This is a genomic window from Nonomuraea zeae (genome assembly GCF_005889725.1).
GTDB classification, from domain to species: domain Bacteria; phylum Actinomycetota; class Actinomycetes; order Streptosporangiales; family Streptosporangiaceae; genus Nonomuraea; species Nonomuraea zeae.
In genome coordinates this window covers 1-11,697 of record NZ_VCKX01000347.1, presented here as the reverse complement: position 1 = coordinate 11,697, position 11,697 = coordinate 1, and the positions used below count along the sequence as shown (strand labels likewise).

The following is an 11,697-nucleotide window of genomic DNA, read 5'->3' as shown; positions in this document are numbered from 1 at the left end:
CAGCGAGGGCACTGGGTGAGGTTGCCGACGTGGGATCCGCAGCGCCCGCAGAGGCGACTGGAGCCCGATTCATGCACCAATGCGCCCTCCCGAAATATCATAAGAAATAGGACAAAGGCTTTGTTCGGCTGACCTTCTTATGGTCTCGCGCCTTCCCCGCTTCGACAGAGACTATTTGCTAACAACGTACCTCTGACCCGTTCGCGCCGCATAAGCTCGCCCCGCACGCGAAAACGACGGAAGAGGGCCATGGTTCTCAATAGCTCCGGTACGGACTCCCTGCGCGATACCTCGGCGAACGCCCCGCAGATGAGCAACGTGACGCGCTACCTCTGCGCCGCCGCCTACCTGGACAGCGGCTTCCGCGACAAGGTGCTGGGCGAGCTGCTCTTCGACCGGTACCGGGCGGTCCCTCCCTCGTACGGCGGGTTCGACCTCATGCCGGTGATCCACCACTGCCGACGCTCAAGGACGATGCTGGTGGTCCGCGACGGGCTGATCACCGCGTTCTGGATCATCGGCTTCCTGATGGCCCCGCTGAGCATGATCGCGTGGGCGTTCACCCTCGTCCCCTTCGTCCTGCTCACCGCCGACCGGGTCCGGCGCGGCCCGGCGTTCTTACGGCTGCTGATCTGGCTGTGGGCGGCCTACGCCGTCTTCTGGCTGATCTTCCTGGTGTTCTTCAGCGAGGCCGCAGGCCTGGTGAGCGCCCTGCTGGCCAGGCCGTCCTCGTACGAGGACCTCTACGCCGCCGGCGCGGTGTCGAGCAGCCTCGCCGGCGGCCTGGTGCAGGCCCTGCTCGTCCCGGCCGGCACGCTGGCCATCGCCGTCGTGTACCGGATCGCGATCTACATGACGCTCGCCGGCACGCTCCGGCCCGGCACGCCCGAGCCGATCACCAGGGTCGCCCACCCCGGGACCGGCCGGCGCCTCGACTACATCCGCCGGGCCCAGTGGGGCAACGTCACGATGTACGCGAACGAGGACGCCTTCATGGGCGCCGGGAGCATCGAGCGGAGCTGGTCCATCGCCGTCGAGCTCGACCGCGTCCGCGACGCGCTGGGCGCCAGGCGGCAGGACGAGCCGGTGGACATCGACCCGGTGGAGCTGCACGCGTTCGTCCGGGGCCGGCTCGTGGACATGCGCGATCGCGTGCTGCGCCCCAACGAGGGCATCCAGCGGCTCGACATCGGCGACCACGTGGTGACGCGCGGGACCTTCACGGTCAACGACTGGCAGCGGGAGCGCGCGCCCGTGGCGCACCCGTTCATCGACAAGGACGGCCTGCCCCGGTTCCTGGCCACCCCGGAGGAGATCGCGGCCATCGCCCGCCATCCGCAGGGCGGGGTCCGCTACTACCAGCGCGTGACGATCAACAACGCCGGGCAGGAGATCCGCGACCTGCGCGGCAACCTGGTCGCTCCGGCCGAGGACCAGGAGGCGCTGACGTCGGCGTTCATCTACCTGGCCGTCGAGGGGCGGATGCTCTACACCCAGTTCGTGGTCACGGTGCTGCCGCCCGCGTTCGGGCCGTACCACGTGGTGGACCGCCTGCCCACGATGACCGGCGGGCAGATCGCGTGGGAGGCGGTCAAGGTGCTGCGGCTGCGGTTGCTGCGCGACGTGCTCGCCGCACCCGCGCGGGTCGTCAGGACGGGGGTGCAGGCCCTGCGGCAGACCATGATGGCCCCCGACCCGCGCAAGCACATCGTCTATCCGTACGGCTCCCGCTTCAGCGTCCGCGAGCTCGGCGCGAGCGAGAGCCTGCAGACCCACATCCAGGTGCTCGACGTCTCCAAGTACGTGCGGATGATCGAGCAGCGGCTCACCGAGGCGGTGCTCGACTTCCTGGAGGAGCGCGAGGTGGAGACGGGCGCGTACCGGCTGCAGGCGGCCGGCGTGACCATGAACACGGTCACCGTGAGCGCGGGCGGCTCGGTGAGCGGGCCGATCGCCTTCGGGCAGCACGCGTCGGCGACCGTGCACAACAACGCGAGACCAGGCACGTGACGAGCAGGGAGGCTCCCATGGGTACGGAGTACGGCGTGCACATCAGCGGCGGCGACGTCAGCGGGCCCATCGCGATGGGCGAGCACGCCCGCGCGACCGTGTACAACGTGGGCGGCGCGGGCGACACGGGGGAGCTCGGCCGCCTCCTCGACCGGCTGGAGCGCCTGCTCGGCGAGCACGAGGCGGAGCTGGCCGAGCCGCAGCGGGCGCACAGGGACGCGGCCGACGTCCGGCAGGAGCTGGCGGAGGCCGAGCCGGACAGGTCACGCATCATGGACGCGCTGAAGCGGCTGTCGGTCCGGGCGGCCGAGGTGTCGGTCATCGTGGAGGTGGTCTCCCAGATCCGCGACCTGCTCCCCTGACGCCGCCCGGACCGGCGGTCGTGGTCAGCGGCCGAAGCAGATCGTCCGGCCCGGCTTGACCTGGTCGGCCTTGTACGTGACCCGGTCGATCGACATCCCCTGGGGATCCACCAGGACGATGGTGTCGCCCGCGTTCCCGAGCTGCAGCCGCCCGTCCAGCACGACCCGCAGCGTCGCACCCGCCTGGACGGCGCCGCTCAGGGCTTTACGGCCGCCGGCGGCGTCCGACAGCGTCCAGCTCGTGAGGTCGATCGCGTGCGGCGTGAGGTTCAGCAGCGTGACCGTCTCCGTGCCGCGGTCGGACCCCTCCGGATCGGGCAGCGCCGCCACGATCACCAGGTCCCCGGCCGCGACGGGCGGCGGCTTGACCGGCGAGCCCGGCCCCGCCGGGTCCGGGCTGATGATGAACTCCTCGGGCCACATGGTGAGCTGGAGCTGTTGCCCGGCCCCCCTGACCACGTCGTGCAGGTTGCCCCGCTCCAGCTGGCGGATCAGGAACAGCTCGTCGTCCCGGTGCACGGGGTCGGCCCGCAGCCAGGCGTCGAAGCCGTCGAAGTCGGTGAACCCCGCCGCGAGGTACGGCACGATCCGCCGGAACAACTTCGGCCACATGACCAGCGCCTCGGCGGCGGCCAGATCGGCGATGACGGCCGTGCCGTCGGGGTCGGCGGTCGAGCGCGGCCAGATGCCGGCCGGCAGCGCCTTCTCCCTGGCCGCCTGCGAAACCCCGGCCAGATGCGTACGCAGCTCCGCGGGCAGCGTCGCGTAGAACGCCGGATACACCAGCCCCCCGGCCAGCAACCGGCCGTTCACGGACGCGTCGGCGAGCGGCGCGTCGAGGAACACCTCGGTCCCGTCGGCCCCCGGATGATCACCCGGGTAGACGAACGCGATCAGCCGGCCGTTCGCGTCGATGCCGTTGGTGAGCACGTGCCCGCGAACGGAGTCCTGGTCCGCGGACTCGACCTTGTTCGGCAGGTCGGCGAAATACCGGACGTTGGTGAATCCGAGCAGGCGCAGCAGCTCGTCGCGGGCCGCGTTCGCCCCGGCGAGCTCCTGGTGCGTCTCCTCGAAGTGGGTCTCCAGCGCGTCAACGGCCTCCAGCCGGACCGAGATGCCGCGGCCGGTGATGTTCGGCGGCCGGCCGGAGCGCCGCGGCAGCGCCTCGATCAGCGCCGGAGCGTCCGGCTTGAACTTGACGGTGTCCCCGTCGGGCTCGGGCCCCTGCCGTGGGAGATCCGGGTAGCGGATCGCGAAGCTGCCACGTAACAGTGTGTAACTCATGATGCCCCCCATCTAGTAGCGAGCGGAGCGTAACTCGCATGTCAGACAGCGTCCATGGAGCGGGGGTCAGCGGTACACGGCGACGGCCGCCTCCGCGACCAGCGTGTCCACGACCCCGACGAGCTCGTCCACGACGGGCGCGCCGGCCGTGGCGATCTCGCGCAGGCGGGTGATGAGCCGGGCGGCCGGGACGTCGAGGTAGAGCTCCTCCTCCAGCCGGAGCACCGCCACCAGCCCGCACAGCGCGGCGCAGCGGGCATCCGGCGGCTTCCAGCCCTCGACCGCCGAGCGCACCCCCGAGGAGGCCCGGACGACCGAGGCGATGTCGGCGAGCTGATACCGCGTGTACGGCAGCATGCCCAGCCGGCGCTTGCTCACCCGGACGAGCACGCCGGAGGCGACCAGCGCCGCCCGGGTGCGTTCGTGGAGGCCGTCCGCCGCCTTCTTGATCAGCGACTTGACCTCCTTGCCCGGATGGCCGCGGGCGAGGTCGGAGAGCAGGCCGTCGCCGATCTCGTCGCCGGTGGGCGGGCGGCGCAGGACGGCGCCCTGGCCCCTGGCGACGGCGACATAACCGCTGAGCACGAGGTCGAGCAGCACCGCCCCGGCCAGCCCGAGCGCCATCGACGACTGATGGATCAGGGGCTTGCCCGCCTGGTCGTGGGCGATGAGATACAGGTCCTGGTGCAGCGGCAGCCGGTTCATGGCGGGCAGATGTCCTTCGCTCGTCACCGGCGCGGCGCGTCGGCGTGCTTCGGGTCGACGTGCTTCGGATCGACGTGCTTCGAATCGGCCTGGCCCGGGCCGGATTGCGTCCGGCCGGTGTGCTTCAGGTCCGTGTTCTTCAGGTCCGTGTTCTTCAGGTTCGCGGGCAGGCCGGACACGGCCGGGCGGCGGCCGATCGCGTACAGGAAGGCCAGCACCAGGACGCCGACGAGGAGCCAGACCAGCCCCGTGATCTGCGCCAGCACGTTGGCGTTGATCACCACGAAGACGAGGATCCCTATCCCGATCAGCGGCGCGATGAGGTGCGACCACCACTTGCCCGAGTCGTTGCGCAGCGAGTAGTGCACGATGACCGACACGTGCAGGACGATGAAGGCGACCATCGCGCCCATGTTGATCAGGCTGGTGAGCAGGTCCACGCCGTCCCCCCGGGTGGACATCCAGATCCCGAGCCCCACGGAGAGCGTGGAGATGAGCAGGATGGCGTTGCCCGGCACCGAGTGCCGCACGGACACCTTGGCGAGGAAGGAGGGGAGCTGCCTGTCGCGCGCCATGGCGTACAGCAGGCGCGACACGGCGACCTGCGCGACCAGCGTGTTGGCCAGGCCCCAGGAGAGCGCGGTGGCGACCGAGGTGAGGTGCCCGAGCCACTCGCCGCCCGCGACGGCGGCCGCGTCGTAGAACGCGGTCTCGGTGTTCCCCGCGATCACCCCGGCGGGGTCGGGCACCAGCAGGGCGGCCACCCAAACCTGGGCGATGAACAGCACGCCCGCCAGGATCAAGGCCAGGCGCATGGCCCGCCCGACCTGGGCCGAACCGCCGGTGGACTCCTCGACCAGCATGCTGATCCCGTCGAAGCCGAGGAACGACAGGATCGCCACGGACACCGCGGCGAAGACGACCGGCCAGGAGAACGTCTCCAGGTTGAACAGCGGCGAGAGGCTGAATCCGCGGCCCTTGCCCTGGAGGAGGGCCCACACGCCGATCGCGAGGAAGAGCGCGAGCACGACGAGCTGGAGGAGGATCATCACCCGGGTGAGCTTGACCGTCATCCGGATGCCGCGCAGGTTGATCACCGTGTTGACCAGCACGAAGATGAGCAGCCAGACCCAGACGGGCACCTGCGGGACGCTCTTGTTCATGGCGATGGCCGCTGCCAGGTAGAGCAGGGACGGCACGAGGATGTAGTCGAGCAGGATCATCCATCCGGTCAGGAACCCGACCGGCGCGGAGATGCCACGGCCGGCGTAGTTGTAGACCGAGCCCGAGAGGGGGAACGCCTTGACCATCTGGGCGTACGACGCGGCGGTGAACAGCAGCGCGATCATCCCGACGAGATAGGCCAGGACCGGCATGCCCGCAGAGGTGGAAAAGACCAGGCCGAAAATCACGAAAGGCGCGATCGGCACCATGAACACCAGGCCGTAGAAGACGAGGTCGGTCAGCCCGACCCCGCGACGTAACTCCTGCCGGTAACCGAACTGCTCAATATTCTCTTGTGTGCGCACGACAAACCTCTCCATGTCGTCATGCAAGGTGCGGGGGGCGATTCCGGTGATCCTTCCGTAGCGGGGCCCCGCGTCGCAAGACCGGTGGCGGTGATGCGCCACAAGTGAAGGGCTGCGTCAAACCTGGAGTCAGCCGAGCCGGGACTGCAGGCCGTCGAGGACGCGCTGGAGGCCGTACTCGAAGGAGGCGTCGTTCTCCTTGGTCGGGTCGCCGTCGCGCTGCGCCTCGAAGCGCGCGCGGAGCCGGGGATAGTCCCGCACGGCCCGCTCGGCGGCCGGCCACAGGCGCTCCACCCACTGCTGCTCGCTCTGGCCGCTGCGGGCGATCATGGACAGCCACGCGGCCTCGCTGGTGGAAACCCCGAGCACGAACGCGAGCACCGTGGTCAGCGCCTGGTCGGCCTCGTCGAGCGGGAAGCCGGCGCTCTCGTAGACGGCGAGCATGTGCTCCGTCTGGCGCAGCACGTTGGGCCCGAGGTAGGCCAGGCCGATCTCGCCGAGCTTGGCGGCTATCCACGGATGGCGCAGGATCATCGCGCGGACGCCGCGGGCGACGTGCGCGACGGTCTCCCGCCAGTCCGCGGCGGCGCCGGGCTCGGGCAGCGGCAGCTCGCCGTAGACCTCGTCCACGGCCAGCTCGAACAGCTCGTCCTTGTTGGCCACGTGCCGGTAGAGCGAGGTGGCCCCGGCGCCGAGCCTGTTGCCCAGCTTGCGCATGCTCAGGGCGTCGACGCCCTCCTCGTCGAGCACGCGCACGGCCTCGGCCACGATGTGCTCCCTGCTCAGCGCCGGCTGCTCCCGCTCGCGGCGGGGGCGGGCCCACACCGAGGGGATCGGCTGCTCGTCTGCTGGCATGAATGTCTCCTCTCGCGACCCTCATCGTAGCGCACGGTGTACGCAGTTGCGCACACTCATCCCGCTGCGTACAGTGTGCGCATCGAGGGAACGTCGTACGCAACGGAGGATTCCATGTCGGAGATCAAGCAGGGGGAGCGCCATCCGCGGCGCTGGCTCATCCTGATCGTGCTGTGCCTCAGCACGCTGGTGCTGGTGGTGGACAACGGCGTGCTCATGGTGGCGATCCCGCCGCTCACCAACGACCTGCACGCCACGGCCCAGGACATTCAGTGGATCATTGACGGCTACATCCTGGTCTTCGCCGGGCTGCTGCTCACCGCGGGCAGCCTCTCCGACCGGTACGGCCGCCGCCGGGTGATGATCATCGGGCTGGTGCTCTTCGGCGCGGCCTCCTTGCTGGCCGCGTACGCCGGGAGCCCCGAGCAGCTCATCGCGGGCCGCGTCCTGATGGGCGTCGGCGGCGCGCTGGTCATGCCGAGCACGCTGTCGATCCTCATCACCGTCTTCGACGACGCCGAGCGCCGCAAGGCCATGACCATCTGGAGCTCGGTCCTGATGGTGGGCCTGGTCGGCGGCCCGGTGGTGGGCGGCGCGCTCATCGCGGAGTTCTGGTGGGGCTCGGTGTTCCTGATCAACGTCCCGGTGGTGGTCCTGGCGGTCGCCGCGGCCGTCGTGTGGATGCCGGAGTCCAAGGGGCCCTGGCGCAAGCCCGACCCGCTCGGCGCGATCCTGTCCATGGCCGGTCTGTCGTCCCTGGTCTGGGTGATCATCGCCCTGCCGCAGCACGGGCTCTCGCACCCGTCGACGCTGGTCGCGCTCGCCGTGGCCGTGCTCGGGCTGGCCGGGTTCGTGGCATGGGAGCTGCGCACCGCCCACCCGATGGTCCCGCTGGGGCTCTTCCGCGACCGCAACTTCAGCGGCGGCAGCTTCTCGCTCGTGCTGGTGCAGGTCGGCAACGGCGGCCTGCTACTGGCGATGACGCAGTTCCTGCAGTTCGTGCTCGGCTACTCGCCCACGCAGGCCGGCCTGGCGCTCGCGCCGATGGCGCTGGCCGTGATCGCGGTCAACGCGGTGGTCGCCACCGTGGCCCAGAAGATCGGCAACCGGGCGCTCACGGTGTCCGGGCTGGTGGTGCTGGCCGCGGGCTTCGGCCTGCTGGCGACGCTGTCGCCGGGGGACGGCTACGGGATGGTGGCCACCGCGCTGATCGTCTTCGGCGTCGGCGGCGGGCTGGCGCAGCCGGGGGCCACGGCCGCCCTGATGGGAGCCGTGCCGCACGAGCACGCCGGAGTCGGCTCCGCGCTCAACGACACCGTGCAGCAGGCCGGCGCGGCCCTGGGCGTGGCCATCCTGGGCAGCGTCCTGGCCGGCGCCTACACGGGGGCGATGCCGGACGGCGCGCCCGAGGCGGCCCGCCGCTCGATCGGTGACGCGCTGGGCGTGGCCGCGCGTACCGGGGACACAGGGCTGATCGCGGCCGCACGGGAGGCGTTCGCCGCGGGGACGTCGCTGGCCTGCCTGGCAGGGGCGGCCGGGGTGCTCGTCGCCGCCGCGCTGGCCTTCGCGCTCCTGCGCGACCGCAAGCCCGACCCGGAGACTCAGGAGGCGGCGGTATTGACGGATATTGCGTGAGAACTAGATTCCAAGTACACGACCCTCGCGCGCGATCGAGGTGACGGGATCTTGGCTACCTACGCCTATCGATGCGCGGACTGCGGTCCCTTCGAGGTACGCAGGCCGATCGGGACCGCCGAGCCCGCGGAGCCCTGCGCCGGCTGCGGCGAGCCGGCCCCGCGCCTGTTCACCCCGCCGCTCCTGGGGCGCACGCCGGCCGCCATGGCTCGCGCGCTCGGCGCGCAGGAGGCCGCCGCACACGAGCCGCAGGTGGTACGCGAGGTGCCGCCCGCCCGGCGCCCGCCGGGCCCCGCACCCGACCCGCGCCGGGCCGGTCTGCCCCGCCCCTGACCGCCGGGGGCGGCCGGCCGCGAACCGGTCGGAAATTCGGCAAAGGAGGACCCCATGCCGGAAGTCGTCTTCAGCGTCGACCAGACCCTGTCCATGGCCGCCCAGCTGGTCCCCGGGCACAACCGCTGGCATCCCGACATCCCCGCCGCGGCGAACGTGCGGCCGGGCTCGGAGTTCCGCGTCGAATGCCGCGAGTGGACCGACGGCCAGATCGGCGACAACGACTCGGCGGACGACGTGCGCGACGTCGACCTGTCGGTCTGCCACATGCTCAGCGGTCCCATCGCGGTGGAGGGGGCCGAGCCGGGCGACCTGCTCGTCCTCGACATCCTCGACCTCGGCCCCGTACCCCAGTCCACGGGCTCATCCATGGGCGCCGCCCCAGGCGAGGGCTGGGGGTACACGGGCATCTTCGCCAGGGAGAACGGCGGCGGGTTCCTGACCGACCACTTCCCGCAGGCGTACAAGGCGGTCTGGGACTTCCACGGCCAGCAGGCCACGTCCCGGCACATCCCCGGCGTGCGCTTCACCGGCATCACCCATCCCGGCCTGTTCGGCACCGCGCCGTCGGCCGAGCTGCTGGCCCGCTGGAACGCCAGGGAGCAGGCCCTCATCGACACCGACCCCGGCCGGGTGCCGCCGCTCGCGCTGCCGCCGCTGCCGCAGGGCGTGCTGGCGGGCACGCTGAAGGGCCCCGAGCTGGACCGGATCGGCAGGGAGGGCGCGCGTACGGTCCCCGCCAGGGAGAACGGCGGCAACCACGACATCAAGAACTTCACCCGCGGCGCCCGCGTCTTCTACCCCGTCCACGTGCCAGGAGCGATGCTGTCCGGCGGCGACCTGCACTTCAGCCAGGGCGACGGCGAGATCAGCTTCTGCGGCGCGATCGAGATGGGCGGGTTCGTGGACTTCCACGTCGATCTCATCAAGGGCGGCATGGAGAAGTACGGCGTCACCACCAACCCGATCTTCATGCCGGGCAACGTCGAGCCGCGCTACACCGAGTTCCTGTCCTTCATCGGCATCTCGGTGGACCACGGCACCGACACGAACTTCTACAACGACGCCACGATCGCCTACCGCAACGCCTGCCTGAACGCGATCGAGTACCTGAAGAAGTTCGGCTACAGCGGGGAGCAGGCGTACCTGCTCATCAGCGCCGCCCCGGTGGAGGGGCGCGTCAGCGGCGTCGTGGACATCCCGAACGCCTGCTGCACGCTCTACCTGCCCACGGCCATCTTCGACTTCGACATCCGCCCGGGGGCCGACGGCCCGCGCCGCGCGGACCGGGGCTCCTGCGCCGTGAGCGGCTGACGTCATGCTCGAATACGACACCTTCGAGCTGGGCGACTTCCCGCTGCGGAGCGGCGCCACGCTGCGCGGCGCGCGGCTGGCCTACCAGACCTACGGCTCGCTCGCGCCCGACCGCGGCAACGCGATCGTCTACCCCACCTGGTATTCGGGCTGGCACTGGAACAACGAGTGGCTGATCGGGGCGGGCATGGCGCTCGATCCTGAGCGCTATTTCATCATCGTCCCGAACATGCTCGGCAACGGCCTGTCGAGTTCGCCCAGCAACACCCCGCCGCCCTACGACCGCGCCAGGTTCCCGCGGGTGACGGTGTACGACAACGTCGCCGCCCAGCACCGCCTGGTCACCGAGAAGTTCGGCATCGACCGGCTGGCGCTGGTCACCGGCTGGTCCATGGGCGCCGGGCAGACCTACCAGTGGGCGGTCAGCCATCCCGACATGGTGGCCAGGATCGCCCCGTTCTGCGGCTCCTCCCGCACCAGCGTGCACAACAAGGTCTTCCTGGAGGGCGTCAAGGCGGCGCTGACCGCCGACGACGCCTTCGCCGGCGGCTGGTACGAGCGCCAGCCCGCCAAGGGCCTGCGTGCCGCCGCCCGGGTCTACGCGGGCTGGGGATTCTCGCAGGCGTTCTACTGGGAGCGCCTGTACGAGCGCCTCGGCTACAGCTCGCTGGAGGACTTCCTGGTCGGCTTCTGGGAGGGCTTCTTCCTTGACGGCCGGGACGCCAACAACCTGCTGACCATGCTGTGGACCTGGCAGAACGCCGACGTCGGCGCCAGCCCCGGGTTCGGCGGCGACACGGCGGCGGCGCTCGGCTCCATCAAGGCGCGGGCCCTGGTGCTGCCCGCGGAGAAGGATCTCTACTTCCCGCCGGAGGACGAGGCGTGGGCGGTGCGGCACATGCCCAACGCCGAGCTGCGCGTCATCCCCGGGGTGTGGGGGCACTTCGCCGGGTTCGGCGCGAACGCCGAGGACACCCGCTTCATCGACACCGCACTGCGCGAGCTGCTCGCGCAGTGAGAGACGCGCGAGCTGCTCGCGCAGTGAGAGCCGCCCTCTCGGACCCGAGGACCCCCGGGTCCGAGAGGGTGCCTGCCGCAGGCTCGGGGCGCGCGGCTCAGCGGCGCGCCGGACGCTTGCCGGACCGCTTGCCGCGGCCGGTGTGGGCGGTGTGGCCGGTGTGCCCGCCGCCGCGCGGGGCCGGGCCGTAGCCGAGCGTGCCCATCATGCCCTGCTCCTGGTGGTAGAGGTTGTGGCAGTGGAACATCCACTCGCCGGGGTTGTCGGCCAGCACGTCCACGCTGAGCCGCTCGCGGGGCTTGATGTTCACGGTGTCCTTGCGCGGCCCGCCCCGGTCCGACACCCGGAGCTGGAAGGTGTGGCCGTGCAGGTGCATGGGGTGCCACATGGGCGACTTGTTGTCGAGGATCACCCTGATCGTCTCGCCGCGCTCCACGCGTACGCGCATGGGGTCGCTGGCCAGCTTGCCGTTGAGCGTCCACTCGTTGCCCGAGTCGTTCATGCCGAGCGTCACGGTGACGGTTCTGCCCGGGCGGGGGAGCTGGTCGACGCTCCGGGCGTACAGGTCCTGATATTTCAGCAACCGCCGGTTGAGCTCGGGCACCTCGGCGTCCGACGGCGGCGGGAGGGCGGTGCCCGAGGTCCGCACCAC

At 70.9% G+C, this 11,697-nt stretch carries 11 protein-coding genes; 6 read left to right on the top strand and 5 right to left on the bottom strand.

Features of this window, described 5'->3' with window-relative positions:
* Positions 1–249: 249 nt before the first annotated feature.
* Together ETD85_RS53790 and ETD85_RS53785 are read left to right on the top strand one after the other, a co-directional pair.
* A complete protein-coding gene (locus ETD85_RS53790) occupies positions 250–2,010 on the top strand; it encodes a hypothetical protein (RefSeq protein WP_138697602.1) in 1,761 nt (586 codons plus the stop codon).
* Positions 2,011–2,027: 17 nt separating this feature from the next.
* Positions 2,028–2,372 carry a hypothetical protein gene (locus tag ETD85_RS53785; RefSeq protein WP_138697601.1) on the top strand — a complete coding sequence of 115 codons (345 nt, stop codon included), beginning with the start codon at positions 2,028–2,030 and terminating at the stop codon, positions 2,370–2,372.
* Between the two features lie 24 nt (positions 2,373–2,396).
* Here the strand turns inward: ETD85_RS53785 and ETD85_RS53780 are convergent, their stop codons facing one another.
* The 4 genes from ETD85_RS53780 to ETD85_RS53765 all read right to left on the bottom strand — a co-directional run bounded on the left by ETD85_RS53780 (position 2,397) and on the right by ETD85_RS53765 (position 6,745).
* Positions 2,397–3,656, bottom strand: a complete 1,260-nt coding sequence (locus ETD85_RS53780) for a lamin tail domain-containing protein (RefSeq protein WP_170247345.1) — start codon at positions 3,654–3,656, stop codon at positions 2,397–2,399.
* A 66-nt stretch (positions 3,657–3,722) separates the two neighbouring features.
* On the bottom strand, positions 3,723–4,361 hold the full coding sequence (locus ETD85_RS53775; protein WP_138697600.1) for a GOLPH3/VPS74 family protein: 639 nt from the start codon (positions 4,359–4,361) through the stop codon (positions 3,723–3,725).
* Positions 4,362–4,384: 23 nt separating this feature from the next.
* On the bottom strand, positions 4,385–5,890 hold the full coding sequence (locus ETD85_RS53770; protein WP_240780021.1) for an APC family permease: 1,506 nt from the start codon (positions 5,888–5,890) through the stop codon (positions 4,385–4,387).
* A gap of 129 nt (positions 5,891–6,019) precedes the next feature.
* Complete coding sequence (locus ETD85_RS53765; protein WP_138697598.1) at positions 6,020–6,745, bottom strand: TetR/AcrR family transcriptional regulator; 726 nt, start codon at positions 6,743–6,745, stop codon at positions 6,020–6,022.
* 114 nt (positions 6,746–6,859) lie between these two features.
* Between ETD85_RS53765 and ETD85_RS53760 the strand changes: the two genes are divergently transcribed.
* Genes ETD85_RS53760 through ETD85_RS53745 form a run of 4 tightly spaced genes read left to right on the top strand, consistent with a single transcriptional unit; the run spans position 6,860 to position 11,045 of the window.
* Positions 6,860–8,380 carry an MFS transporter gene (locus ETD85_RS53760; protein ID WP_138697597.1) on the top strand — a complete coding sequence of 507 codons (1,521 nt, stop codon included), beginning with the start codon at positions 6,860–6,862 and terminating at the stop codon, positions 8,378–8,380.
* Between the two features lie 51 nt (positions 8,381–8,431).
* Positions 8,432–8,713: an FmdB family zinc ribbon protein gene (locus ETD85_RS53755; RefSeq protein WP_138697596.1), complete on the top strand. Its 282-nt coding sequence runs from the start codon at positions 8,432–8,434 to the stop codon at positions 8,711–8,713.
* A 54-nt stretch (positions 8,714–8,767) separates the two neighbouring features.
* Positions 8,768–10,027 carry a formamidase gene (gene fmdA, locus ETD85_RS53750; RefSeq protein WP_138697595.1) on the top strand — a complete coding sequence of 420 codons (1,260 nt, stop codon included), beginning with the start codon at positions 8,768–8,770 and terminating at the stop codon, positions 10,025–10,027.
* A 4-nt stretch (positions 10,028–10,031) separates the two neighbouring features.
* On the top strand, positions 10,032–11,045 hold the full coding sequence (locus ETD85_RS53745) for an alpha/beta fold hydrolase (RefSeq protein WP_138697594.1): 1,014 nt from the start codon (positions 10,032–10,034) through the stop codon (positions 11,043–11,045).
* Between the two features lie 97 nt (positions 11,046–11,142).
* Here the strand turns inward: ETD85_RS53745 and ETD85_RS53740 are convergent.
* Positions 11,143–11,697, bottom strand: a 555-nt coding sequence (locus tag ETD85_RS53740; RefSeq protein ID WP_170247344.1) for a multicopper oxidase domain-containing protein, incomplete at its 5' end; no start/stop codon positions are given.

Bases quoted from the DNA above. Each gene is read 5' to 3' on its own strand.
- fmdA (WP_138697595.1), top strand. From the start codon at position 8,768: ATGCCGGAAGTCGTCTTCAGCGTCGACCAGACCCTGTCCATGGCCGCC.
- ETD85_RS53780 (WP_170247345.1), bottom strand. From the start codon at position 3,656: ATGAGTTACACACTGTTACGTGGCAGCTTCGCGATCCGCTACCCGGAT.
- ETD85_RS53775 (WP_138697600.1), bottom strand. From the start codon at position 4,361: ATGAACCGGCTGCCGCTGCACCAGGACCTGTATCTCATCGCCCACGAC.
- ETD85_RS53785 (WP_138697601.1), top strand. From the start codon at position 2,028: ATGGGTACGGAGTACGGCGTGCACATCAGCGGCGGCGACGTCAGCGGG.
- ETD85_RS53765 (WP_138697598.1), bottom strand. From the start codon at position 6,745: ATGCCAGCAGACGAGCAGCCGATCCCCTCGGTGTGGGCCCGCCCCCGC.
- ETD85_RS53790 (WP_138697602.1), top strand. From the start codon at position 250: ATGGTTCTCAATAGCTCCGGTACGGACTCCCTGCGCGATACCTCGGCG.
- ETD85_RS53760 (WP_138697597.1), top strand. From the start codon at position 6,860: ATGTCGGAGATCAAGCAGGGGGAGCGCCATCCGCGGCGCTGGCTCATC.
- ETD85_RS53745 (WP_138697594.1), top strand. From the start codon at position 10,032: ATGCTCGAATACGACACCTTCGAGCTGGGCGACTTCCCGCTGCGGAGC.